Annotated in this window: 29 protein-coding genes and 1 tRNA gene; 24 read left to right on the top strand and 6 right to left on the bottom strand. The window is 57.3% G+C overall.

All coding sequences use genetic code 11. The features are described from left to right. Positions 1-15 precede the first annotated feature (15 nt). From JWU58_RS18755 to JWU58_RS18715, 9 genes are all read left to right on the top strand, one after another. Complete coding sequence (locus tag JWU58_RS18755; protein WP_016773782.1) at positions 16-534, top strand: ankyrin repeat domain-containing protein; 519 nt, start codon at positions 16-18, stop codon at positions 532-534. Positions 535-614: 80 nt separating this feature from the next. Continuing rightward, positions 615-1145: a hypothetical protein gene (locus JWU58_RS18750; protein ID WP_110601273.1), complete on the top strand. Its 531-nt coding sequence runs from the start codon at positions 615-617 to the stop codon at positions 1143-1145. A gap of 71 nt (positions 1146-1216) precedes the next feature. Continuing rightward, positions 1217-1408, top strand: a complete 192-nt coding sequence (locus JWU58_RS18745; protein ID WP_016773784.1) for a PLDc N-terminal domain-containing protein — start codon at positions 1217-1219, stop codon at positions 1406-1408. A gap of 241 nt (positions 1409-1649) precedes the next feature. After that, positions 1650-2525: a polyamine aminopropyltransferase gene (gene speE, locus JWU58_RS18740; RefSeq protein WP_016773785.1), complete on the top strand. Its 876-nt coding sequence runs from the start codon at positions 1650-1652 to the stop codon at positions 2523-2525. A 187-nt stretch (positions 2526-2712) separates the two neighbouring features. Then, on the top strand, positions 2713-2946 hold the full coding sequence (locus JWU58_RS18735) for a hypothetical protein (RefSeq protein WP_024012230.1): 234 nt from the start codon (positions 2713-2715) through the stop codon (positions 2944-2946). A 209-nt stretch (positions 2947-3155) separates the two neighbouring features. After that, the gene (locus JWU58_RS18730) at positions 3156-3503 is read left to right on the top strand and encodes a ribonuclease E inhibitor RraB (RefSeq protein ID WP_003223226.1); all 348 of its coding nucleotides are present in this window, start codon (positions 3156-3158) and stop codon (positions 3501-3503) included. Positions 3504-3980: 477 nt separating this feature from the next. Further along, on the top strand, positions 3981-5390 hold the full coding sequence (locus tag JWU58_RS18725; protein WP_056784066.1) for a circularly permuted type 2 ATP-grasp protein: 1410 nt from the start codon (positions 3981-3983) through the stop codon (positions 5388-5390). A gap of 12 nt (positions 5391-5402) precedes the next feature. Further along, positions 5403-6353, top strand: coding sequence for an alpha-E domain-containing protein (locus JWU58_RS18720; protein ID WP_016773788.1), 951 nt, complete (start codon positions 5403-5405; stop codon positions 6351-6353). After that, entirely contained in the window at positions 6350-7153 is an 804-nt protein-coding gene (locus tag JWU58_RS18715) for a transglutaminase family protein (RefSeq protein ID WP_016773789.1), read from the top strand. Before JWU58_RS18720 ends, JWU58_RS18715 begins: the two co-directional genes overlap by 4 nt. Positions 7154-7273: 120 nt before the next feature. Here JWU58_RS18715 and JWU58_RS18710 read toward each other — a convergent pair whose 3' ends face one another. Further along, positions 7274-8095, bottom strand: a complete 822-nt coding sequence (locus tag JWU58_RS18710; protein WP_125918601.1) for a c-type cytochrome — start codon at positions 8093-8095, stop codon at positions 7274-7276. A gap of 577 nt (positions 8096-8672) precedes the next feature. Here JWU58_RS18710 and JWU58_RS18705 point away from each other — a divergent pair. From JWU58_RS18705 to JWU58_RS18695, 3 genes are all read left to right on the top strand, one after another. Further along, positions 8673-9878: an acetyl-CoA C-acetyltransferase gene (locus tag JWU58_RS18705; RefSeq protein WP_206420755.1), complete on the top strand. Its 1206-nt coding sequence runs from the start codon at positions 8673-8675 to the stop codon at positions 9876-9878. A gap of 24 nt (positions 9879-9902) precedes the next feature. Further along, positions 9903-12047, top strand: a complete 2145-nt coding sequence (locus JWU58_RS18700; RefSeq protein ID WP_206420754.1) for a 3-hydroxyacyl-CoA dehydrogenase NAD-binding domain-containing protein — start codon at positions 9903-9905, stop codon at positions 12045-12047. A 92-nt stretch (positions 12048-12139) separates the two neighbouring features. After that, positions 12140-12868: an amidotransferase gene (locus JWU58_RS18695; RefSeq protein ID WP_073472575.1), complete on the top strand. Its 729-nt coding sequence runs from the start codon at positions 12140-12142 to the stop codon at positions 12866-12868. Between the two features lie 69 nt (positions 12869-12937). On the opposite strand, the gene JWU58_RS18690 is transcribed toward JWU58_RS18695, so the two are convergent. The 3 genes from JWU58_RS18690 to JWU58_RS18680 form a co-directional block, all read right to left on the bottom strand. Next, a complete protein-coding gene (locus JWU58_RS18690) occupies positions 12938-13909 on the bottom strand; it encodes a magnesium and cobalt transport protein CorA (protein ID WP_016773794.1) in 972 nt (323 codons plus the stop codon). 132 nt (positions 13910-14041) lie between these two features. Then, complete coding sequence (locus JWU58_RS18685) at positions 14042-14764, bottom strand: 1-acylglycerol-3-phosphate O-acyltransferase (RefSeq protein ID WP_076566842.1); 723 nt, start codon at positions 14762-14764, stop codon at positions 14042-14044. 221 nt (positions 14765-14985) lie between these two features. Next, positions 14986-15675: a crotonase/enoyl-CoA hydratase family protein gene (locus tag JWU58_RS18680; protein WP_076566844.1), complete on the bottom strand. Its 690-nt coding sequence runs from the start codon at positions 15673-15675 to the stop codon at positions 14986-14988. A gap of 64 nt (positions 15676-15739) precedes the next feature. Between JWU58_RS18680 and JWU58_RS18675 the strand changes: the two genes are divergently transcribed. From JWU58_RS18675 to JWU58_RS18640, 8 genes are all read left to right on the top strand, one after another. Continuing rightward, positions 15740-15976 (top strand): hypothetical protein, encoded by a 237-nt coding sequence (locus JWU58_RS18675; RefSeq protein WP_206420753.1) that lies wholly within the window; start codon positions 15740-15742, stop codon positions 15974-15976. Further along, a tRNA-Ser gene (locus JWU58_RS18670) sits at positions 15972-16061 on the top strand. Before JWU58_RS18675 ends, JWU58_RS18670 begins: the two co-directional genes overlap by 5 nt. Positions 16062-16466: 405 nt before the next feature. Continuing rightward, positions 16467-18260 carry a DUF262 domain-containing protein gene (locus JWU58_RS18665; RefSeq protein WP_206420752.1) on the top strand — a complete coding sequence of 598 codons (1794 nt, stop codon included), beginning with the start codon at positions 16467-16469 and terminating at the stop codon, positions 18258-18260. A gap of 684 nt (positions 18261-18944) precedes the next feature. Then, positions 18945-19199, top strand: a complete 255-nt coding sequence (locus JWU58_RS18660) for a type II toxin-antitoxin system HicA family toxin (protein WP_206420751.1) — start codon at positions 18945-18947, stop codon at positions 19197-19199. Beyond that, positions 19196-19528, top strand: a complete 333-nt coding sequence (locus JWU58_RS18655) for a type II toxin-antitoxin system HicB family antitoxin (protein ID WP_071171560.1) — start codon at positions 19196-19198, stop codon at positions 19526-19528. Before JWU58_RS18660 ends, JWU58_RS18655 begins: the two co-directional genes overlap by 4 nt. A 137-nt stretch (positions 19529-19665) precedes the next feature. Then, a complete protein-coding gene (locus JWU58_RS18650) occupies positions 19666-20097 on the top strand; it encodes a LexA family protein (RefSeq protein WP_016773799.1) in 432 nt (143 codons plus the stop codon). Beyond that, the gene (locus tag JWU58_RS18645) at positions 20084-21364 is read left to right on the top strand and encodes a Y-family DNA polymerase (RefSeq protein ID WP_110645182.1); all 1281 of its coding nucleotides are present in this window, start codon (positions 20084-20086) and stop codon (positions 21362-21364) included. Before JWU58_RS18650 ends, JWU58_RS18645 begins: the two co-directional genes overlap by 14 nt. A gap of 69 nt (positions 21365-21433) precedes the next feature. After that, positions 21434-21754 carry a YbjQ family protein gene (locus JWU58_RS18640; protein ID WP_016773801.1) on the top strand — a complete coding sequence of 107 codons (321 nt, stop codon included), beginning with the start codon at positions 21434-21436 and terminating at the stop codon, positions 21752-21754. Between the two features lie 56 nt (positions 21755-21810). Here the strand turns inward: JWU58_RS18640 and JWU58_RS18635 are convergent, their stop codons facing one another. Continuing rightward, positions 21811-22089 (bottom strand): hypothetical protein, encoded by a 279-nt coding sequence (locus JWU58_RS18635; protein ID WP_206420750.1) that lies wholly within the window; start codon positions 22087-22089, stop codon positions 21811-21813. A gap of 221 nt (positions 22090-22310) precedes the next feature. Here JWU58_RS18635 and JWU58_RS18630 point away from each other — a divergent pair, with 221 nt between their 5' ends. The 4 genes from JWU58_RS18630 to JWU58_RS18615 all read left to right on the top strand — a co-directional run bounded on the left by JWU58_RS18630 (position 22311) and on the right by JWU58_RS18615 (position 24012). Further along, positions 22311-22499 carry a hypothetical protein gene (locus JWU58_RS18630; RefSeq protein WP_122698972.1) on the top strand — a complete coding sequence of 63 codons (189 nt, stop codon included), beginning with the start codon at positions 22311-22313 and terminating at the stop codon, positions 22497-22499. Positions 22500-22799: 300 nt separating this feature from the next. After that, positions 22800-23171 carry a hypothetical protein gene (locus JWU58_RS18625; protein WP_016773803.1) on the top strand — a complete coding sequence of 124 codons (372 nt, stop codon included), beginning with the start codon at positions 22800-22802 and terminating at the stop codon, positions 23169-23171. Between the two features lie 135 nt (positions 23172-23306). Next, positions 23307-23726: a YMGG-like glycine zipper-containing protein gene (locus JWU58_RS18620; RefSeq protein WP_024012287.1), complete on the top strand. Its 420-nt coding sequence runs from the start codon at positions 23307-23309 to the stop codon at positions 23724-23726. Positions 23727-23844: 118 nt separating this feature from the next. Further along, a complete protein-coding gene (locus tag JWU58_RS18615) occupies positions 23845-24012 on the top strand; it encodes a hypothetical protein (protein ID WP_016773805.1) in 168 nt (55 codons plus the stop codon). A 69-nt stretch (positions 24013-24081) separates the two neighbouring features. On the opposite strand, the gene JWU58_RS18610 is transcribed toward JWU58_RS18615, so the two are convergent. After that, positions 24082-24456, bottom strand: a complete 375-nt coding sequence (locus JWU58_RS18610) for a hypothetical protein (protein ID WP_016773806.1) — start codon at positions 24454-24456, stop codon at positions 24082-24084. Positions 24457-24554: the final 98 nt, after the last annotated feature.

Below are 24554 nucleotides of genomic sequence, written 5' to 3'. Positions count from 1 at the left end.
GAAATGGAGTGCCCCATGTCCGACCAAAGCCGCCAGATGACCCCTGAAGAAGCTGCCGAATTCACCGAGCAGGTTTTCAACAAGGCGCGCGACGGTGATGCCGAGATGCTTGATCGCCTGGTCAGCGCCGGGCTGCCGGTGAACCTGAAAAACAGCAAGGGCGACACCTTGTTGATGCTCGCCAGCTACTACGGCCATGTCGATGCGGTGAAGGTCCTGCTTAAACACAAGGCCGATCCGGAAATGCGCAATGGCAACGGCCAGAGCCCGATTGCCGGCGCTGCGTTCAAGGGCGATCTGGCGGTGGTCAAGGCGCTGGTCGAGGCGGGCGCCGAAATCGAAGGTTCTTCCTTCGACGGCCGTACCGCGTTGATGATGGCGGCAATGTTCAACCGCGTTGAAATCGTCGACTACCTGATCGGCCAGGGCGCAGACCCGAAAGCCAAGGACGCCAATGGCGTGACCGCGCTGGATGCGGCGCGGACCATGGGCGCGGTCGATACCACCGCGCAGCTGGAAAAGTTGCTGGCGTAAAGTCCACGGACTGTGGCGAAGGGCAGAATGCGCTATCCTTCGCGCCCTGAAAATTCACCTCCGCCACAGGATCCGCCCTCATGAAAGCCGCACTCGTCGAACTCATCAGCAAAATCAGCTCCGGCTGCATGGGCGAGGATGAGATCCTGAAAGTGGCCGACGAAGCCGCCGAGGCCTACGCCGACGCCGAGGCTTTTCTGGCCGCCAATCCGGACATCAACTACGACGATACTTTCCCGATCCCGCTGGGTGAGTGGGTAGTGGTCGGCAGCCTGCCGGAAACCGTGCTGTTTCAGGCCGATACCTACGTCGATCTGTTCGCACAAATCGTTGCCTCGTTTGGTCCGGGCGTGGATTTCAATCTCAAGCCCAAGCAACTGGCCAAGACCGAAGCACTGACCGCACTCAACCGTATTCAGGTGCAGATGAGCAGCCTGAACAAGGAAAACGGCGGTTACACGTTGATGAACTTCAGCCAGTTGCTCGACGATGAGCTGCAAATGGTCCTGGTCTACGGCAACGATGTGCCCCGCGTGCTGGAGTTATGCGCCGAGGTTGGCATCGCCGCTGCGCCAGCGCTGGAAGCCTTGAAGGTCGCCGTTCACGTCTGAACGCAATAAAAGGGAACCCTGCGCGCGACCGTCTATCCTAAAAGTGCATGCCACTATTCTGGAGCGACACCATGGGTTCCACGTTCAACGGTCTGATTGGCCTGATCATCCTTGCCCTCGACATCTGGGCCATCATCAACGTGCTGAAAAGCGGCGCCTCCACCGGAATGAAAATCGTCTGGGTGTTGCTGATCATCCTCCTGCCGGTGCTGGGCCTGATCATCTGGGCGATTGCCGGGCCACGGGGCAACGTCCGGATCTGAGCTGATTTTCGATCACACGGTCATCCCTGTGGGAGCGAGCCTGCTCGCGAAGACGTTGGGTCAGTCGCCATCACCGGCAACTGATGCTGCGCTTTCGCAAGCAGGCTCGCTCCCACAGTAATTTGCGCTGGTAAAAAACAACCTGAGGTTCGACCTGTCATCTTCGGCAACGTAGAATGCGCGCCTTTCCCGGGCAATCGTCCCCACGATGGCGCCCGCGCATTTATCGGAGCACTTGACCATGACCGTCACCAAGACCAGCGAGTACCTGGAAACCCTCTACGAAGGCTACGGCCAGCGTTTTCGCATGGAAAAACTGCTGCACGAAGTGCGCACCGAACACCAGCACCTGGTGATCTTCCAGAACCCGCGCATGGGCCGGGTGATGGCGCTGGACGGCGTGATCCAGACCACCGAAGCCGACGAATTCATCTACCACGAGATGCTCACCCACGTGCCGATCCTCGCCCATGGCACTGCCAAGCGCGTGCTGATCATCGGCGGCGGTGACGGCGGTATGTTGCGCGAAGTGACCAAGCACGCCGGCGTCGAGCACATCACCATGGTCGAGATCGACGGCACCGTGGTCGACATGTGCAAGGAATTCCTGCCGAACCATTCCGCCGGAGCCTACGACGATCCGCGCCTGAACCTGGTGATCGATGACGGCATGCGTTTCGTCGCCACCACCACTGAAAAATTCGACGTGATCATCTCCGACTCCACCGACCCTATCGGCCCGGGCGAAGTGCTGTTCTCGGAGAACTTCTACCAGGCATGCCACCGCTGCCTGAACGAAGGCGGCATTCTCGTCACTCAGAACGGCACGCCGTTCATGCAGATCGACGAAGTCAAAACCACCGCCGGTCGCCTGCGCAGCCTGTTCCCGGACTGGCATTTCTATCAGGCGGCCGTACCGACCTACATCGGCGGTTCGATGACCTTCGCCTGGGGCTCGACCAACCCGGCCTACCGCAAGCTCAGCCGTGAAACCCTGCAACAGCGCTTCATCGGCAGCGGCATCGTCACCCGCTACTACAACCCGGAAATCCACATCGGCGCGTTCGCTTTGCCGCAATACGTGCTGCAGGCGGTCAACAAGCCGAGCAACGACTGATCACGCTGAAGTCGCTCTGCAAGGGAGCTTTTGTGGTGAGGGGATAAATCCCCTCGCCACAGAAGTCCGCCTTACCGATTGGATGGTTATTTTCACCGTTGTCGGCTGTAATCCTTTTGAACCAACTATCGCGGAAAAAAGTCGAGATAGAGGTAAGCCCATTTACGGGTTGATCGAGGAGGCACTGATGCAAAAGTGGAAAGTCACTTTCGTGGATGATCACGGTGAAATTGTCGATGAAGTCTTCGAACGTGAGGAATGCCCGTCCGATGATGAAGCCGCACGGCTCGTCAAAGAGCGGCTTCTTCCGGTCGCCGCCAAGCTGGATCTCAACGATCTGGAAGGGCGCACCGCCGATGCGGGGGTGAAAAACCTCAAGACCCAGAACGGCATCGAAATCCGCAGCATCACCCCTGTCTGAATACTTCCTGTCATCTCGTAAACCAGGCCTTGGCAGCGGCGCTCTCTTGGGGCTACTCTGCAAGCGAGATCAGCGAATGGATCGCTAAGGTCTGGTCTTGTCAGCTACATGCTTGTTTCCCGCGCGCAACCACGTTGCCGTAGTACTTAGGCCAAAAGGCCCGGGGCGGGAATACGGAAAGTCTATCCATCAATCGAGGGGGACGATTCATGAGCACAGCCTATCAAGAAGACATCAGCAGCAACGTTCTGCGCCGCATGAAAGAAGGCGGTTTCGATTTTTCCCGGTTCCATCCCATCGAGTTCTACGCGATTTTCCCGGACGAGGAGCGGGCGCGCAGGGCAGCAGGCAAATTTCGCGGTGAATCCATCAATGCCCAGGTCAGTGCGCGCGACGACGGCGCCTGGTCGCTGGAATTGAGCAAAGTGATGTACGCAACCTATGACGACATCGGCGATTTCGAGCAAGGCTTTTCAGCCGTGGTCGAACCGCTGGGCGGCATTATCGAGGGTTGGGGCGTGAAGCAGGAGGTGCGCAATCGTTACCGGTTGAATTGATATTGCGCATTGTCTGTCGGGCAACGGCTGACCTTCGGGTCGGCCGTTGTCGTTTCTGGCTTCTGCATATCGCAGTGGCAAAACCCTGAAACAAGAATCCAGGGCAAAAAAAAGCCACCGGAGAGGGTGGCTAAAAGGGAAGACGGGTATGCAATAAAGTCCTGTCGGGACGGGGCTGCCAAGGCAGTTCAGATCAGTTGAGCTGTCTACTTTGCGGCGGCGTGCCGGGGAAGTTTTGCAGCGAATGCGCGGATTATCCGCAGTCGTGGCCGGGCAGTGAAATCAACTCTGACTATGCTGGTGATAGGCGATGCAGTGCGTCGCAATGAAGCGGGGGCAATCGGGCCGGGGCATTTGCCGCACAGGAATGGTGCGCAGCCTCCGGCGTGGATCTACAACCGATTGAAATCAAAGCGTTTATGCCGATGGCACGGGCCTTGCGAAGGCCTGTATGTCCGGAGTGACAAGGAGTACGGCATGATCCGCACCTATTTTGATGAGATGTACGATGCCGGCGGCCTGGTCCGCCCGCATTACCGGGAATTTGCCCGCTGGCTGGCCGAGACGCCCGACGAGCTGCTCGCGCAGCGCCGCCGCGAGGCCGATCTGCTGTTCCACCGTGCCGGGATCACCTTCACGCTCTATGGCGACGAGCAGGGCACCGAGCGCCTGATTCCGTTCGACACCATTCCCCGCAGCATTCCGGCCAGTGAATGGCGGATTGTCGAGCGCGGCTGCATCCAGCGGGTCAAAGCGTTGAACATGTTTCTCGCCGACCTCTACCACGAGCAGCGCATCATCAAGGCCGGGATTATTCCCGCCGAACAGGTGCTGGCCAACGAGCAATACCAATTGGCGATGCAAGGTCTGGATCTGCACCGCGATATCTATTCGCACATCTCCGGCGTCGATCTGGTGCGCGATGGCGATGGCACTTATTACGTTCTCGAAGACAACCTGCGCACACCCAGCGGCGTCAGCTACATGCTCGAAGATCGCAAGATGATGATGCGTCTGTTCCCCGAACTGTTCTCCGCCCAGCGCATCGCCCCGATCGATCACTATCCCAATCTGCTGCTCGACACCCTGAAAAGCTCAAGCCCGATCGACAACCCGAGCGTGGTGGTGTTGACGCCGGGACGCTTCAACAGCGCGTTCTTCGAACACGCGTTTCTTGCCCGGGAAATGGGCGTGGAACTGGTAGAAGGCGCGGATTTGTTTGTGCGTGACGACAAGGTATTCATGCGCACCACCGATGGCCCGAAAGCGGTCGACGTGATCTATCGTCGCCTCGACGACGCCTTCCTCGATCCGCTGGCATTCAACCCGGACTCGATGCTCGGCGTGCCGGGGCTGCTGTCGTCCTATCGTTCCGGCAATGTGGTGCTGGCCAACGCCATCGGCACCGGAGTGGCGGACGATAAATCGGTGTACCCGTTTGTCACCGACATGATCCGTTTCTACCTCGACGAAGAGCCGATTCTGAAAAACGTGCCGACCTGGCAGTGCCGCAACCCGTCCGAGCTGTCCCACGTGCTGGCCAATCTTGCGGATTTGGTCGTCAAGGAAACCCAGGGCTCCGGCGGTTACGGGATGCTGGTCGGACCGGCCGCGACGACGGCGGAAATCGATGCCTTTCGTGAGCGCATCAAAGCCAAACCCCATGCCTACATCGCGCAGCCGACGCTGTCGCTGTCGACCTGTCCGACCTTTGTCGAAAACGGCATTGCACCGCGCCATATCGATTTGCGTCCGTTTGTGCTGTCCGGTCGCGAAACCCGGGTCGTGCCCGGCGGTTTGACCCGTGTCGCGTTGCGTGAAGGCTCCCTGGTGGTGAATTCCTCCCAGGGCGGCGGCACCAAGGACACCTGGGTAGTCGAGGATTGAAGGAAGCTTGCCATGTTAAGTAGAACTGCCTCGGATCTGTACTGGATGTCGCGTTACCTGGAGCGTGCGGAGAATCTCGCGCGCATGCTCGACATCAGTTATTCGCTGTCGCTGATGCCGCAGGACGGGCGCGGCGACGGTCTCCACGAGCTCGCCATGCCGTTGCTGATCACCGGCACCCTGGACGATTACCTTGAACGCCACGGTGACCTGCACGCCGAGCGCCTGCTGCATTTCTTCGCACTGGATGCGGCCAACCCGGCCAGTATCTACAGCTGCCTTGGTGCAGCGCGGGCCAGTGCTCATGCGGTACGCGGGCGAATCACTGCGGACATGTGGGAAAACATCAACGCGACCTGGCTGGAAATTCGCGGCATCGCCGAACAGGGCTTGAGCCGTTATGGCATGAGCCGTTTCTGCGAATGGATCAAGGAGCGTTCGCACCTGTTTCGTGGCGCCTCATACGGCACGATCATGCGCAACGACGCGTTTCGCTTCATTCGTCTGGGCACGTTTATCGAGCGCGCGGACAACACGCTGCGCCTGCTCGATGCCCGTTACGAAATGGCCGGTGATCAGGCCGAAGCAGTCAGCGATGGCACGGCGCACGCCTATTACCAATGGAGTGCGCTGCTGCGCGCCTTGTCCTCATTCGAGGCCTACACCGAAATCTACCGCGACGCGCCCGGCGCCCGGCATGTCGCCGAACTGCTGCTGTTACGCGCCGATGTGCCGCGTTCGCTGCGTGCCTGTACCGAAGAGATCGACCAGATCCTCGCGCAACTGCCAGGCGCCAACGGCCGACCGGCACAACGCCTGGCGGCGGAAATGGACGCGCGCCTGCGCTACACCGGCATCAACGAAATCCTCGAAGAAGGCCTGCACGCCTGGCTGACCGAATTCATCCCGCTGGTGCGCCAGTTGGGCAACGCCATTCACAGTTCCTACCTGGAGGCTGCATGAGACTTTCCATAAGCCACGAGACCACCTATCACTACGAAGATCAGGTGCGCGCGAGCATCCAGTACCTGCGCCTGACGCCCCACGACAGCGAGCGCCAGCATGTCCTCAGTTGGCAACTCGACCTGCCGCGTCCGGTGCGTGCGCAGCTCGATCCGTTCGGCAACATCCTGCATGTGCTGACCATGGACGAGCCCCACGAAGCGATCATCATCGGCGCCCGTGGTCAGGTCGATATCGATGAATTGCGAGAGGCCGAACATGAGAGCCAGTCGGCGCTGCCGTTCCTGCGCTTCACGCGCCTGACCGAAGCCGACGAAGCCTTGCGCGAGTTTGCCGCGAAGAACTGCAAGCAACGGCGTGATCGCACCGCGCTGATCGACTTGATGCACGGTCTGAATCAGCACATGACCTACACGCCGGGCTCAACCGAAGTCGACACCAGCGCCGCCGAAGCTTTCGCCGGTCGCGCCGGGGTTTGTCAGGATCATACCCATGCGTTTCTCGCCTGCGCGCGCAGCCTCGGCGTGCCGTCGCGTTACGTGTCGGGTTATCTGTACAGCGAAGATTGCGAGCATCTGGCCAGTCATGCCTGGGCAGAAGCGTGGCTGGACGACGCGTGGTACAGCTTCGACGTGACCAACCAACTGGCGCGCCCGGAGCGACACCTGAAGCTGGCGGTGGGTCTGGATTATCTCGATGCCTGCCCGGTCCGCGGCATGCGCCGGGGCGGCGGCTGCGAGCAGATGCACGCCAAGGTATTCGTCTCGCCGACGCCGGTTATTTCCGTGCAGCAACAATAGCTCGACGCACGCAAAGCCCTGTGGGAGCGAGCCTGCTCGCGAAAGCGGTTCATCAGCCAGCCAACCAGCGACTGACACTCCGCCTTCGCGAGCAGGCTCGCTCCCACAAGGGAGACTGCATCAAGGTTTGGCTTTGCGGCCGGCCATGTGCTTGAGATAGCCCACCAGCATTTCCAGGTCTCCATCCGGCAACACCTGCGCGGAAAACCCCGGCATCTTCGCCTGCGGCCACTGACGCAAACTCTGCGGATCGCGGATGTAGCGCTTCAAGAAATCCGCCCCAAAATACTCGGTCGGGCTATACGGAATATTCAGATCCGGACCGAACTGCGCGTCTCCGGCACCATTCAACCGGTGACAGGCCAGGCAGTTTTTCTGAAACAGGGCAAAACCCTTGTTCACCGGATCATCGGCCTTCAAGGCAGGATCGGGCAGCAGGGCAGGGAATCGTTGGGCCACCGGCGCCATCAGCTTGATGCTGGCGACTTCGAACGGCCACTGTTCGGGGCTGATATTGCCGGCCTGCGGATCGGTCCAGACCAGATAGAACGGCCCGGCGCTGTGCTTGCCGGCAGATAACGCTGGCCACGGCCGCGCCGGGTCCTCGATTGCCAGCCATGCGCGTGCCCCGTCCTTGTTCAGCAAGGGCGCGGCGGCCAACTCTGCGGCAAAGCCGTCCAGCGCCACCGCTTGCAAGTGATCCTCCAGCTTGACTCCCGTCAGCAATGCGGCCAGCGGCACGGCCTGATAGGTCATGTCCTTCTTGTAGGAAACATCATTGTTGATCGTGAGGGTTTGCACCTGAGGATGTTCGAGCAGCTCTTGGGTCTGCCAGGTGCGGCTGTTTGCGCCCAACTGCAGATCCAGTTGTGCGGCAGACAAGGGCAAGCTCAGCAGCAAGGCACCGAGCGCAATGAGCGTTTTCAAATGATCGCCGTCCATGTCGTGGGAGTGCGCAAAGGTTGGCACAACCACGCTGGCCCGGGTAGCGGGCCAGTCACATTTTCAGTGGCGATATACAGCACGCGACGTTTGAATCAGCCGATGACCTTGGTCAGATTCGGCAAGATCAACAACAGCGTCGTGGCGAAAAGAATGAGTCCTGCTTGACGTACTTTCGGTTGTTTGAACATGGCTTGACCGCCTTTATTGTTATTTCCTGATGCATGCCTGACTGCATATCCCTGACGGCACGCGTTGCACTTCCTGTTGGAGCACGCCCGTCTCGGCAAAACCCGACGACGATGGCGTACATCTTCACCTTAGAGCCCACGTCTGCCTTCGCTTAGATCCATTTCATATGGAGTTCTTTGCAAAAGCTCTTAAAACGGCATGAGGCGTATTGCCAGCTTCTTTGCCGCCCGCTGGCTAGACAACTCGGTGACCTGAACCGGTTCACCTGATGACGGATGACCGTCCGTCTGAGCGTGTGCGTCAAGCGCTTTGAGCAATGTGGTCATTGCTTGCCAGTCGGCGCAGGGCGAAAGTGAAGTGACAATAAATCAGGTTCGAGGACGTCATGACTGAAGCTTTGATTTTCGATGCGTTGCGCACCCCGCGTGGCAAAGGCAAGGCCGATGGCGCGCTGCACAGCGTGAAGCCGGTCAACCTGGTGGCCGGTTTGCTGAGCGCCTTGCAGGCGCGCACCGCGCTGGACACCAGTCAGGTCGATGATGTCGTCCTCGGCTGCGTCACGCCGATTGGCGATCAAGGCTCGGACATCGCCAAGACGGCGGTGCAAGTGGCCGACTGGGACGTCAGCGTCGCCGGTGTGCAGATCAACCGTTTCTGTGCTTCGGGTCTGGAAGCGGTGAATCTTGGCGCGATGAAAGTGCGCTCGGGCTTCGAGGATCTGGTGGTGGTTGGCGGCGTCGAGTCGATGTCGCGGGTGCCAATGGGCAGCGATGGCGGTGCCTGGGCGCTGGACCCGCAGACCAACCTGCACAGCCATTTCACCCCGCAAGGGGGCGGCGCCGATCTCATCGCTACCCTCGAAGGCTTCAGCCGGCAGGACGTCGATGCCTACGCGCTGCACTCGCAGCAAAAAGCCGCACGAGCGCGGGCCGATGGCTCCTTCAACAAGTCGCTGGTGCCGGTGCAGGATCAGAACGGTATCGTCCTGCTTGATCACGATGAGTTCATCCGCGCCGAATCGACCCTCGAAGGCCTGGGCAAGCTCAAGCCGAGTTTCGAAATGATCGGGCAGATGGGCTTTGACGCCACGGCGCTGCGGGTCTACAGCCATGTCGAGCGGATCAACCATGTGCACACGCCGGGCAACAGTTCCGGAATTGTCGACGGTGCGGCGCTGATGCTCATCGGCTCCGAAGCCAAGGGCCGCGCGCTGGGGCTGCAGCCACGCGCGCGTATCGTCGCCACGGCCGTCACCAGCACAGATCCGACCATCATGCTCACCGGCCCGGCGCCGGCGACTCGCAAAGCGCTGGCCAAGGCCGGACTGCGCGTGGAGGACATCGATCTGTTCGAGGTCAACGAAGCGTTTGCTTCGGTGGTGTTGAAATTCATCAAGGACATGGCCGTCGATCCCGGCAAGGTCAACGTCAACGGCGGCTCGATCGCCATGGGCCACCCGCTGGGCGCCACGGGTTGCGCGATCCTCGGCACCCTGCTTGATGAACTGGAGGCGCGGAACCTGCGCTACGGCCTGGCGACGCTGTGTGTCGGCGGCGGCATGGGCATTGCCACCATCATCGAACGCCTCTGAGCCCCGACTTCAAGGAACCTTGTTATGAGCGAAGCCATTCGTTACGAAAAAGGCCAGGACGGTATCGTCGTGCTGACCATGGATATGCCGGGCCAGAGCGCCAACACCATGAACGCCGTGTACCGCGAGGCCATGGCCGCTTGCGTCGCCCGCTTGCTGGCCGAGAAACACAGCATTGCCGGAGTAATCATCACTTCGGCGAAGAAAACCTTTTTTGCCGGCGGCGACCTCAATGAACTGATCAAGGTCGGCAAGCCCGAAGCCAAAGCTTTCTACGACATGGTGCTGACCCTCAAGGCGCAATTGCGCAGCCTGGAAACCCTCGGCAAACCGGTGGTCGCGGCGATCAACGGCGCTGCGCTGGGCGGCGGCTGGGAGATCTGTCTGGCCTGTCACCACCGCATTGCTGTTGATGACGCCTCGGTGCAACTCGGTCTACCGGAAGTGACCTTGGGTCTTTTGCCGGGCGGCGGCGGGGTGGTGCGCATGGTGCGCATGCTCGGTATCGAAAAAGCCCTGCCGTACTTGCTTGAAGGCAAGAAGGTGCGCCCGCAACAGGCGTTGCAGGCCGGGCTGATTGATGAACTGGCAGCGAATCGCGATGAGCTGTTGGCCAAGGCGCGCGCGTGGATTCTCGCCAACCCGACGGCAGTGCAGCGCTGGGACGTCAAGGGTTACCAGATTCCTGGCGGCACGCCATCGAACCCGAAAGTGGCGCAGATGCTGGCGATTGCGCCGTCGATCCTGCGCGCGAAAACCCAGGGCACCCTGCCGGCGCCGGAGAAGATTCTGTGCGCGGCGGTGGAGGGCGCCCAGGTCGATTTCGACACCGCGCACCTGATCGAAACCCGCTACTTCACCGAGCTGACGACCGGGCAAATCTCGAAAAACCTGATCGGTACGTTCTGGTTCCAGTTGAACGAGATCAACGCCGGCGGTTCAAGACCGCAAGGTTTTGCGCCCTATAAAACCCGCAAAGTCGGTGTGCTCGGCGCCGGAATGATGGGCGCAGGCATCGCGTTCGTCAGCGCCTCGGCCGGTATCGACGTCGTCCTCAAGGACATCAACCTTGCCGCTGCCGAGAAGGGCAAAGCGCATTCCGCAGCGCTGCTGGACAAGAAAGTTGCCCGTGGCCAAATGACTCCCGAACAGCGCGAAGCGGTGCTGGCGCGAATCGTTGCGAGCGAAAGCGATGCCGACCTGGCCGCTTGCGATCTGATCATCGAAGCGGTGTTCGAGGATCGCCAACTCAAAGCCAGGGTGTCCGCCGCCGCGCAACAGGTGGTGGGCGGCGAAGCGGTGATTGCTTCCAATACGTCGACGCTGCCGATCACCGGTCTGGCGACGGCAGTGCCCGATCAAAGCAAATTCATCGGCCTGCATTTCTTCAGTCCGGTAGAAAAAATGCCGCTGGTGGAAATCATCAAAGGTGCGCAGACCAGCGCCGAAACTCTCGCTCGCGGTTTCGATTTCGTTCTGCAAATCAAGAAAACTCCGATCGTGGTCAACGACAGTCGCGGCTTCTTTACCTCGCGGGTGTTCGGCACGTTCACCAACGAAGGCATTGCCATGCTCGGCGAGGGCGTCAGTGCGCCGATGATCGAGACCGAAGCGCGCAAGGCCGGGATGCCGGTCGGGCCTCTGGCAATCTCCGACGAAGTTTCCCTCAGCCTGATGAGCCATATCCGTCAACAGACGGCCAAGGACCTACAGGCTGAGGGGAAACCGCTGATTGAGCACCCGGCCTTTGCCGTGATTGACTTGATGCTCAATGAATTCAAGCGACCGGGCAAAGCCGCCGGAGGCGGTTTTTATGAGTATCCAGCCGGTGCCCAGAAGCATTTATGGCCGGAGCTGAAAACGCGCTTCGAGAAGGCCGACGGACAGATCTCTGCGAAGGATGTGCGTGATCGGCTGTTGTTTGTGCAGGCCATCGAAACCGTGCGCTGTGTGGAGGAGGGCGTGCTCACCTCGACGGCGGATGCCAACGTCGGCTCGATCTTCGGCATCGGTTTCGCCGCATGGACCGGCGGGGCGCTGCAGTTCATCAACCAGTATGGCCTGAAGGATTTCATCGCCCGCGCGCAGTATCTGGCGGAACAATACGGCGAGCGCTTTACCCCGCCAGCGCTGTTGCTGGACAAAGCGGCGAAAGGTGAAATGTTCTAGGACTAGCGAGCATTTCGGGGCTTGCCTTGGCCACGTGTTTCAAGGCAGGCTCTGGGGTGTTCATTATTCCCATCACGTGTCAGGTATTTTTTATGTCGCTGCGCATCTGCATTCTCGAAACCGACATCCTGCGGCCCGAATTGATTGACCAATATCAGGGCTATGGGCAGATGTTCCAGCGCCTGTTCTCGCAGCAACCGATTGCCGCTGAGTTCACTGTCTATAACGTGGTGAAGGGTGAATATCCAAGCGACGACGAGATTTTCGATGCGTATCTGGTCACTGGCAGCAAGGCCGATTCGTTCGGCACGGATCCGTGGATCCAGACCCTCAAGACCTATCTTCTGAATCGCTACGAACGCGGCGACAAATTGCTCGGCGTGTGCTTCGGCCATCAATTGCTGGCGCTATTGCTTGGTGGCAAGAGTGAGCGTGCGTCCCAAGGCTGGGGCGTCGGCACTCACAGCTACCAGCTGGCAGCCAAGGCGCCGTGGATGAGCCCGGTGCGCGAAGAGCTGACACTGCTGATCAGCCACCAGGACCAGGTCACCGAACTACCGGAAAACGCCACGGTCATCGCCTCCAGCGATTTCTGCCCGTTCGCGGCTTATCACATCAACGATCAAGTGCTGTGCTTCCAGGGCCACCCGGAATTCATTCACGATTATTCGCGCGCGCTGCTCGATCTGCGCCAGGAAGCGCTGGGTTCGCAGATTTACAGCAAGGGTGTCGCGAGCCTTGAGCAGGAGCATCATGGCGCTACCGTTGCAGAGTGGATGATGCGCTTCGTGGCGCACAAACCAGAAACGGCTCAACGCTGAAAGGGCCTGCTCCCACAATCCCTGTGGGAGCGAGCCTGCTCGCGAATATCCGGGGCAACGCGGTCCCGGCTACAGCCACCCCGACCGCTTGAAACTCGCCCACAAACTCACACACCCCACCGCAATAAACCCCAGCACCGCAAAATAACCGTAATGCCAGGTCAATTCCGGCATGTTCTGGAAATTCATCCCGTAGATCCCAGCCACCGCTGTCGGGAACGCCAGAATCGCCGCCCACGCTGCAAACTTGCGCTGCACCACGCTCTGCCGGGATGCCTCGAGCAACACGCCGATCTCGATGGTCTGGCTGGCAATGTCCGCCAGCGTGCTCAGGTCTTCCATTTGCCGCGTCACGTGAATCTGCACATCGCGGAAGTACGGGCGCATGTTCTTGTCGATGAACGGGAAACTGAGCTTTTGCAGCTCTTCGCCGATTTCCACCATCGGCGCCGCATATCGACGCAAGCGCACCACGTCACGGCGCAAACCGTGCAGCTTCTGGATGTCTCGCTCGTTGAGGGCGCTGCACAGCACGTTGCGCTCCAACTCATCGATCTCGGCGTGGATCGCTTCGCCCACCGGCTGATAGTTCTCGATGACGAAATCGAGCAGCGCATACAGGACGAAATCCTCCCCGTGCTCGAGCAACAGCGGGCGCGCTTCACAGCGCTGCCGCACATAGGCGTACGACGCGGAATGGCCGTTTCGTGCAGTGATGATGTAACCCCTGCCGGCGAAGATATGCGTTTCGATAAATTGCAAGACGCCGTTTTCGCGAACCGGTGAGTAGGTGACGATAAACAGAGCGTCACCAAAGGTTTCCAGTTTCGGTCGGCTGTGTTTTTCCAGCGCGTCTTCGATGGCCAGTTCATGCAAGTTGAACTGACGTTGCAGGTTGGATAATTCCTGTGCGTCCGGTTCTTCCAGGCCGATCCACACGAAGTGGCCGGGTTTGGCCGCCCAGGCAGCACCTTCGTCCAGCGCAATATTGGTGACTTTCTTACCCTCGCTGTACACCGCAGCAGCAACAACTCGACCCATGGTGGTGATTCACTTCTTCTTGGCAGATGGCAGGGGAACAAGGCTTCAGCTTAGCCGTGTCGCTGCTTGAGAGTCCGTGAAACTTCTACAGTTCACCCGGCAAAAGAAAACCCGCGCAGGGCGGGTCTTGTTTCAAGCGGCTTGCAGTTGCCGATCCATCGATTCGATGCACTCGCGCATCTGCTCGCGGCATCGCTCGATCAGCATGGGCATGTCGTCCATGGTCAATCCGACTGTAGGAATCGCCGGCAAGGACCGTATGAGAACGTTGCCACTGCGCCAGCGATTCAGGCGCATGTGCTTTATATAGCTGCTCACGCACACCGGAACGATCGGCACGCCGGCGGCAATCGCCATCTGGAACGCGCCTTTTTTGAACGGCAACAAATCTTCACCGAGGTTGCGGGTGCCTTCCGGAAACACCCAGATTGAGGTGTCTTCGTTCTGCAAGGTGTGGGTGGTCGTCAGCATCGACTGCCGCGCCTTGTGCGCATTGCCACGGTCGATCAACACATTGCCGGCCAGCCAGAACAACTGGCCGAACAACGGCACCCACTTCAGGCTTTTCTTGCCGATACACACGGTGCGGCGGGGGACGACATTGCCGAAGACGAACAGATCGTAGTTGGACTGATGGTTGGCGATGATCACGCAACTGTCGGGCTTGTTCATCAAGCCGTTGACCTCGGACTTGACCCGCAAACGCAAGATACACATCGCCGGCAAAGCGTAGAGGCGGGCGCAGAGTCGGCTGTTGTCCGGGTTGAACGGGCGGCACAGTCCAAGGATCACGCCGAGCACGCCGGCCAGAATAAAGTGCAGGCCCATCAACAACATACGAAACACAAACAGCATTTTTGCAGGCCCACCGGGACAAAAGGTGGCGCAGTGTACGGATGTGCACTGTTTTCGGCAATTGCCGCTATAGAGTCCGGAGATGGCCGATGTTTAAGCGCATGTTTCAGTCTTGCCTGTCAGGCGCGTCCTAGAGCTTTCCGCGAATCTTCGACGTATGACGTAAGAAAAAGCCCGACACGAGAGTCGGGCTATTCACTTACCGGCAGATCCTGGACGAGTCAGCCCAGATGTTGCTGATCCTGCAGGATGGCGTCGTCAAGAGTTTCCAGCAGTTGCTTGCGCACTTTCAGCTTGGTGTTCTTGTGCGCGAGCATGTTGATCTTCTTCAACTGCCGCGCGGCAGCCAGCGCGGCGCCTTGCAATTCTTCGGCAGTGACGACTTTGTCGAGGAAGCCTGCATCAACGGCACTTTGCGGATCGAACATTTCGCCATTGATCACCGAACGATGGAAAGCCGAACGCCGCAAGCGATCACGCGCCAGCTCGATACCGGCGTGGTGCATGGTCATGCCGATCTGCACTTCGTTCAGGCCGATGCTGAACGGGCCGTCGACACCGATGCGGTAATCGGCGGACAACAGCAGGAAAGCACCCTTGGCCACAGCGTGTCCCGGGCAAGCAACGATCACCGGGAACGGGTGAGAGAGTAGGCGGCGCGCCAATGTTGAACCGGCTGTCACCAGCGCAACGGCCTCCTTCGGGCCGGCGGTCATCACCTTCAGGTCATAACCACCGGAGAGAATCCCCGGCTGCCCGGTAATGATCACCACGGCGCGATCCGCCACCGCCTGATCCAGCGCCGCGTTAAACGCCGCAATCACATCCGGAGAAATCGCGTTGACCTTGCCATTGTTCAGGGTCAGGGTCGCGATACCGTCTTCGAGGTGGTAGGCAATCAACTCGCTCATGACGCTATTCCTTATTAGAAAGATGGGCAGACGTTACCCACCGCCGCAGGCCAGGTAAAGCGCCGTGACTGACCTGCCAGTCACCGTTTTGCGCTTCGGCCAGCGTCGCGCCCGTGTTGCCTGCTATAAAGGAAGCGCACGGCTCACCCGAGATTGGCCGGTTTGCCATCGCCCGCTTTGGCAGAACGAAGCGTGCTCTCTTAAGCGCATGAAAATTCTGAAAAAAAGTTTGCCTTCGGAAAAGCTTTCGACTACATTAGCGCGCCTCGACAGACAGAACATGTCTGCAGAGATACGGTGAAGTGTCCGAGTGGCTTAAGGAGCACGCCTGGAAAGTGTGTATACAGGAAACTGTATCGAGAGTTCGAATCTCTCCTTCACCGCCACATTCAGTGAACACAAACCCCTGATTTTCCTAGAGAAAGTTGGGGGTTTGTGGTTTTTGGTGTCTGAAAAAATGGCCAGATGGAACTGGAGGCGTTTTTTGGTGATTCATTTGCTTGACCTAGCCGCCCCTCAATGTGTAGATCTAGATTACGTTCGTGCATGACGGTGCTGAAAACGGTGTTTTTTCATCTTAGCCATGTTCGATACTTCGGTAGAAATTACCGTTCGGGTGGTGGAAATGACCAGATGTGTGATGGCTGCTTGGATTTGGTTGGATGTGCGCTGACGTGTTCATTATTTGATTTGCGTACGGTGGGGGAAGTAGGTAATAGACCGTGCTCCTACTGCTGTTCTTACTGAATGTAGTGAGCTTCGAAAGGAATCTAAATTTACTGGAGGTTGATATGGCTTCACCACAACAAGAGCTGATTGTAAGGGGCGAGCAGGTAGAGCGTATTTACATAAATTATGTAGATAGAAAGTACGTTGTGAATAGACGCTACCAGCGGAAGCTGATTTGGACCATTGAAGAAAAGCAAAACTTTATTGATTCTATAATCAGTGGATTTCCTGTGCCTATTATCTTGCTCGCGGATCCTCAAGATAATCCAGCGGGTCATTTAGAAATTATTGATGGCATGCAGCGCATGGACGCAATTACGTCATTTATTAGTAATGACTTTGCTGTTGATGAGACTTATTTTGATCTGAATACGTTCGCTACAACTAAGGATATGCTGGATCGGGGTGTCTTGGTGCAGCGTACTCCTCTGATGGCGCGGGAAAAATGCCTCTCGATAGCTGCTTATCCCGTTCCGCTTTCTATTTATGAGTTTGCTGATGGCGAATCAGTTGATGAAGTATTTAGACGAATTAATTCTGGTGGCCGTCAACTGTCTCGGCAAGAACTTAGGGTGGCTGGTGCTACAAATGCTTTCGCTGATTGCGTACGCGTAGTTTCTTCAAGAATTCGCGGCGATACCTCTAACGGCGTTACTCTTTTCTTGAATGAAATGAAAAAAATCAGCATTACTAATCGAGAGCTTTCATACGGGATCAATGCGGATAATGTCTTTTGGGTGTATCACGGGATTTTAACGAAAGATCATCTTCGGCAGAGTCGAGATGAAGAACTCGTGGCCGACGTGATTGCATACATGGTATCCGATGGACCAGTAGCATCTAGGACTGAGTTATTCGATGATTATTATGGTGCAAGAGTACCCCTTGAGGGTGGGAGTTTTGATAGATTTCGTTCCATGGATCAGGCGATTCGGCGGCGAAACCCTGATTTAGTAGACCTTGATTATCAGCGCACTCATGATGCTCTTGTTTTAATGTTAGTTCAGGCAGGGGTATCTTTCTACCAGCTGTTATTCCCTGCTAGCGGAGTAGGCAATCCTATTCCTCGATATTTTCAAGCTGTATTCTTGGCTATGCATGACTTGATAGTCAAAAAGGGCATGGTTGTAGCGGATAGGGCTGGCGCGATCGCTGCTTTAACCAATAAAGGCAAACATATTGTAATCCAAGAAGGTGGCCGGTGGGGCGCAGAGAATAGGGCGGCGGCGGTTAATACTGTTGTCGGCGTTATACAACAATATTTCGAAGTGGATTTGAATCCGGATCCTGCGAAAGTTCATTGGGTAACTAAGCTGCAGAACTTGCTTACGAACTCTAAGACTGAACAGGCTGCATTTGACTTCAAGCAGGGTTTTTTAGAGCTTTCTGATAATCCTAAGTTTGATGATGGGTCGTTTGACAAGATTTTGGAGACCTGTGCTGCAATTGCAAATATTCAGAAAGGACACAAAGGATATGTGGTCGTAGGTGTTGCTGACACTGCTCAGACTGCTTTACGTGTAGGTAAACTCTTTGGAGTTGATCCACTTATCTTTGGGGAGTTTCATGTTACAGGCGTCGAGCATGAAGCTAAATTCCTAGGTAAGGATTTGGATCAATTGTTTCAGATGATAACTGATCGCATAAATCGTTCTGAACTTTCTGAGCCGTTGAAATCATATGTCGGCACACATATGAAATGTGTGAGCTACTTTGATAAAACGGTTTTTGTCCTTGAGGTAGAAGGGCAGCAACAGCCATCGCTGTACAAAAAAACATACTTCTCCAGGCGTGGCACGCAAGTCATTGAATTAGGGCATGAAGACTTCCCTGCCTTGTTTTCACGGTTCCGGTAGCCCATAGAGTCCTCAGGAGTGCGCCTTTGGAGAGGGCGCATTTTTTGACCGGGGCGATTCTCCTTACGGCAATCCTTTCTGTTGAAACGCTGGAAGGAGATGGCGCGGAAAATTCGTTATACAACACTCGTATTTATCTCCAGTAGCATCATCGGCTCTATATTCAGCGCCAAACGCAACATCCCAACAACGTCTAGCCTATCCTCATTGATCCACGTCCCGTAATGCTGGCGGTTCATGTTGCCGTTGGTGTGTGACCAGCTGTTCCGCAATTCATTAGCTCGACGCCGCGCTGGGCGCCAGCAGCTGATTGGCGTAGGTATGCCGGCATTGCCCCGGGCCGGCGATTCGCTATTTTTACGCTGCCTATATTCTGGGCGTTAACGGCTATTTCGAGTCTTCAGGCGGTTTTTTTCGCTTTTTGAACCGGGCTTTTTAAAAGAAGGCAAAGGTTCTATAAGATTTTTTGTATTTTTTGTATTTTTGCTACCAAGGCTACGTGATATCGAGCGCTTTTATTTGGTCGGCGCCATGCCTTGAGTCACTCGTTATTCTAGTTGCCGTTCCAGACCTGCATGATTTGATTAAAGAGGAAGCGGCGGCGTCGTCTGTGGCGATGGCTTGCTTCTCGTAATTCCGCCTTGACCGCGTTAACCAATTATCGCGGTATCATGATCTAATACCATGAACAACAAACAGCGCGGCCCGCTCAAAGCTATTTTTTCAAGGCCGGTCCCGAATAACTTGGAGTGGGTGCGTATGGAATCGCTCTTCGGCGCAGTGGGCGCCCAGACCATTGAAGGCAATGGTTCAAGAGTGCGCTTTGAATTGAACGGTGTGGTGGTGACTTTTCACCGGCCCCACCCAGACAAAGAAGCAAAGCCCTATCAGGTGCGCGACGCTCGGGCTTTTCTTGAGCAAGCAGGAGTCATCCCGTGAACGTAATGAACTATAACGGCTATGCCGCCCGTATTGAATACAGTGACGAAGACGGCCTCTTCGTCGGCCATATTGCCGGTATCAAGGACGTCGTCGGATTCCATGGTGAGTCGGTCGCAGAGCTGCGGAACGCGTTCCAGGAGGCCGTGACTGATTATCTCGATACCTGCGCCAGGCTCGGTCGTGCACCGCAGAAACCCTATTCGGGGAATCTCAGCCTGCGCTTGGCGCCAGCGCTGCATGCGACGGTCGCTGTAAAGGCGCAGCTAGCCCATAAGAGCATCAATCAATGGGTTGCAGACGTGCTCGATCGTGAGGTCCACGCGTAGCGGCGAAATCTGACTCTCAGTAGAAGTTGTACAAAACCCTGTCACCCGTCGAAATCTCCTACACGCCTCATTGACCCTCCGAACCGTCCCGAGTTTACTGTATGCGCATACAGTAAATTCACTATCAGGTTCGTATCATGAGCGTCACCATCCTCGGCCCTTTGTCAGGTGCGGGCGAAAAGCTTGCGCTGTATTCGTTTCGGATTCCCGCCGGTTTTCCTTCGCCCGCGGCTGATCACATTGAAAAGCACATCTCTCTGGACGAGGTTTTTGATATTCGTGCACCGCACGTTTATCTGGCGAAGATCGAGGGTGAGAGCATGCAGGACGCGGGGATATTTTGCGGTGATCTGGTGATCGTCGACCGCAGCTTGAATGCCGAGCACGGCGATATCGTCATCGCCGGTCTCAACTCCGAACCCATCTGCAAGCGTCTGCATATGCGCGACAACACCATCATCCTTCTTTCGGCCAACAGCAAATATCCGCCTCGCTACGTGATGGAAGGGGATGAGCTGGTGATCTGGGGTGTGGTGACTTACAGCGTGCGCGACCATGGCAAATCGTGAGCAGGTCTTCGCGCTGATCGATTGCAACAGCTTCTATGCCAGCTGCGAGCGAGTGTTCCGGCCCGATCTGGCGAAGACGCCGATTGTCGTGCTGAGCAATAACGATGGCTGCGTGATTGCGCGCAGTTATGACGCCAAGCCCTTTGTGAAAATGGGCGCGCCGTATTTCCAGATTCGCGATGATTTGCGCCGCCATGGCATTCAGGTGTTCAGCAGTAATTACGCCTTGTACGGCGACATGAGCGAGCGGGTGATGACGATCATCGAATCCATGGTGCCGGCCGTCGAGGTGTACAGCATTGATGAGGCGTTCGCCGATCTCAGCGGCATCCCTGGGGACCTGACCGCGTTTGGCCGCACCATCCGCTCTGCTGTTTATAAGCGCACGGGCATCCCTGTGGGCGTCGGCATCGCCCCCACGAAAACGCTGGCCAAGCTCGCCAACCACACTGCCAAACGCTTGCAAGCGCATACCGGCGGCGTGGTCGACATCTGCGATCCGTCCAAACGCGACTGGGTGCTGCGCAATACCGATGTCGGTGAAGTGTGGGGCGTCGGGCGGCGGATGAAAGCTCATCTGGAAAGCATGCAGATCAGAAGTGCGATGGACCTGGCGAAGGCCGATCCGTGGACGCTGCGGCGCAAGTTCAGCGTGGTGATCGAGAAGACCGCGCGCGAACTGGGTGGCACATCCTGTCTGGAACTGTCGGAAACAGAACCGCCGAAGCAGGAAATTTGCAGCAGCCGCATGTTTGGCAATCGTTTGACTACCATCGAACCGATCAAGGAAGCCGTGGCGACTTATGTGCACCGAGCGGCGGAAAAGCTGCGTGCGCAGAATTCGCTGTGCAAGAAGATCCGCGTGAGTATCCGCACCGGCATGTTCAATCCGGAAGAGGCCAAGTACGCCAATGGCGCGCTGATCGAGTTGCCTTATCCGACCAATGATGTGCGATTGCTGAGCAAGGTCGCGAGCGAGGCGGTTGATCGATTGTTCCGGCCGGGGTTCAAGTACAGCAAGGCTGAGGTGCTGTTGATGGATCTGCGACAGCCCGGAGAATTTACCGAAGACCTGTTTGCACAGTCCCAACCTCAAGCGGCGGAGAGGGTGATGGGGGTGCTCGACCAGATCAATCAGCGCTGGGGGCATGGAACGTTGCGAGCGGGGAGTGTGCCGGCGGATCCGGCCTGGGGCATGCGGCGGGAGATGATGAGCTCGAGTTTTACGACGAAGCTGGATCAATTGTGGGTCGTTAAATCCAATTGAGGCTCGGGTGCCAAGCCTGGTGCCGCGCTACAATCGCCGCCATCATTTTTGCAGTAAAGGACGACTTTCATGATCATTTCCACCACTCATTCCGTCGAGGGGCGGCAGATCACGGCCTATCTGGACATTGTCAGCGCCGAGTCTGTGCAAGGGGTCAACGTGATCCGCGATATGTTCGCCGGCATGCGCGACTTCTTTGGCGGGCGCTCGCAGACGTTGGAGCGGGCTCTTAAAGAAGCACGCATTCAGGCCACCGACGAACTGAAAGATCGAGCGCGCGCATTGCAGGCTGACGCGGTGGTTGGCGTGGATTTTGAGATCAGCATGCCGGCAGGCAAGGGTGGCATGGTCGTGGTGTTTGTCACCGGAACGGCGGTGAAGCTGCGTTGATCATTGCGTTGAAGGCAAAGCCCACTCGCACGAGGAATGGGCTTTTTCCGCGTCAATCAGCCTTGAGGCTTGAGCAACACAGCGCCTCTTGCGTCATAGGTCAGCGGTGTATCGATGGCAACGAGGGGCGGTGTCCCGTCAGGCTGCGCCGATGGTGCGAGCTCGCTGGGATGGTAGACGACGCCCGGCTGCAGAAGCGGTTTGTCCGGGTATTTGATGGTGATTTCACCCGAGGCGATCTTTTCCTTGAATTTTTCCGCACCGGCCTTGCCGGCAGCGATCTGCCCGTCCGTGAGTTTTACGACTGGCATGTTCGGGAATCCATTGATTTGCATGACCTCTCCTTGAGATTCATTGGTAGGAATAAGGGCAGCGGCCGTTCGATGGAAATCTTTAGCGAGTGATCGCTCGCGACACTTTTTTCCATTCGTCGGTGATAAGCCTTTCTGAACAGCAAGTCCAGTAGTGACCAGCTAGTCTCAAAAGCGCTGAGGGACGATATTTTTCAGGCAAAACTGTTTTGCCGGTGTCGGCCCGGTTGCGGAGGGGAGAGTCTATGTCAGGTCCATTTATCGAAGATGATGGCGCTGAGTTTTCATTCAACAACTGTGTGCGCTGCGGTCAGTCGGAGTATCAGTCGGGGTTTGGCGAGGATCCGGTCAGCATCGGCAAAATCAAATCCACGGCCCCCAAAGGGCCGAAAGCGAAATTCCTGCCCAAGGTCACGACAAGGACCAGAAAGTGATTTCATCCCGTACCCCGTCACTGAACGGGGTTTTTTATGCGCGCAAGAATGAGGGGGCGGGCATTGACATTAATGTCGGTTTTTTTTCACAAACTTTTCACGTTGGCCAACGTAGTGTGAAGCCATCCGTTAGAAAGCAAGTCTCCAGCCCGTCTCCCCAGCGGGCTTTTTTTTGCCCGGCATAAAACCTTTTCCCTGATCGCGGTCCAATCGACGCTGTCGCCCGCGTCTGGACTTTCCTGCGCCGAGGGCATTAAATCCCGCTCCTTTTCGTCATCCCGTTTATTTGAGGTTTTCGTCATGCGTTTAACACTGCCTGCTCTGGTTCTTGGCCTTCTGGTTGCTCAAGGTGCGATGGCTGCCGGTGACGGCACCGCGGCGCTGGGCGGTGGCCTGGGTGGCGCGCTGGGTAACGTGGTCGGTCAGAAAATGGGCGGCAGCACCGGTGCCGCCATTGGTGCTGGCGTCGCGGGCGCAGCGGGCAGCGCAGTCGCCGCACGCAAGGGCAGCCGCACCAAAGCGGCGATCGGCGGCGGTGTCGGTGCAGCCGGTGGTTCGGTGATCGGCAACAGCCTGGGCGGCCGCAACGGCGCCACCATCGGTGCAGGTCTGGGCGGCGCGGCCGGCGGTGCCGTCGGCAGCAACCTGGGCAAAGGTCACAAGCGCCACTGAGACTGATGGCCTGTCAGAAGAAGCCCGACTCGATGTCGGGCTTTTTCATGGCTGAACGTTTCGTGCGAAATCATCTCCAATCTGCATACGCCCTGCTTGGGCGGACTGTCCCGATTCGGGAACTGCGAGGTTCATATGCGATTGTCATTATCTGCACTGTTTTTTGGCTTGGTCGTGGCGCAGGGCGCGATGGCGGCCGGAGACGGCACCGCTGCCGTAGGCGGTGGTCTCGGCGGTGCGCTGGGTAATGTGGTTGGCGGACAACTCGGCGGCAGCACGGGCGCAGCGGTCGGCGCAGGTGTTGGCGGCGCGGCGGGCAGTGCCGTCGGCGCGAACAAACGCAACCGCACCGAAGCCGCGATCGGCGGCGGTCTTGGCGCAGCAGGCGGCTCGGTCGTCGGCAACAGCCTCGGCGGCTCCACCGGCTCCGCCATTGGCGCGGGCCTGGGCGGCGCCGCAGGCGGCGCGGTAGGTAACAATCTTGGCGACGACGACGGCGGATCTCATTCCGGCGGCCACAAGCACAAGAACAAACACAAAAATAAACATCGCTGATTGATCAACGAAAACCCGGCCTGGCGCCGGGTTTTTTGTGTCTGACCGTCAGAAAGAGGAACGATTGGCGGCAGGGCTTTTCGAACGTGATACATCCCACACGCTCAAGAGGTGCACCATGACCCCTGAAACTGAAGGCAAAGAAGAGAAGGGCCCGAGTGGATTGCCGTTTATCAATGATCCGGGGAATGAAGATCCCGGCTCGCTGATGGATGATGCGACGGTGCCGTTGAATGATGCGGATGAGGCGGATATGGAGTATGAGGAGGATGGGGATGAGCAGTGAGGTGGGGTTGAGGTGTTGAATGATGGTTTAAGGGCCTGACTCAGCAGGCCCTACAGAAAAATCTGTTCCTCAGAATGATACGTCGATTCTTTGTGCTCTGATTTTTACAAACTGACCATTGAGGTGCGGAAAATCGAAGTGGATATCTTGATCCGCAAATTCGACGAACGACTTGAGCGTATCGCCTTCTAAGCGCCCCTGGATCTCGCATGAGAAACCGTCGTCAAGCATCTCGACATATGTTTCGCTGTTTTCACATTTTGCGATGTCAATTTCGTCCGGCAGCACCATTTCGAACTCGGCTGAGTAGGTCTCACCTACTTCGATGACTGACGGGCAGTGGCCTGCGAAACATCTCACAGTCACGCCGTTGATGCTGAGCAGTAGCATTTCCTCAATGATTGGGTCGATCTTCACAATATGCGCGGGATATTTCTTAGTCATTTGCGAGCCATGCTGTTCTTTTCTTTCAGAGGATTGAGATGAACAGTGAGGTTTTTAAGAGGTGAACTTTGGCATAAAGGCCTGAGTCAGTAGGTGCC

Origin of the sequence: Pseudomonas atacamensis, from assembly GCF_017167965.1 — a bacterium.
In the GTDB taxonomy this organism is placed as follows: Bacteria; Pseudomonadota; Gammaproteobacteria; order Pseudomonadales; family Pseudomonadaceae; genus Aquipseudomonas; species Aquipseudomonas atacamensis.
Note: the sequence above shows the minus strand (reverse complement) of the source record. Positions and strands in the feature narration are given on the sequence as shown.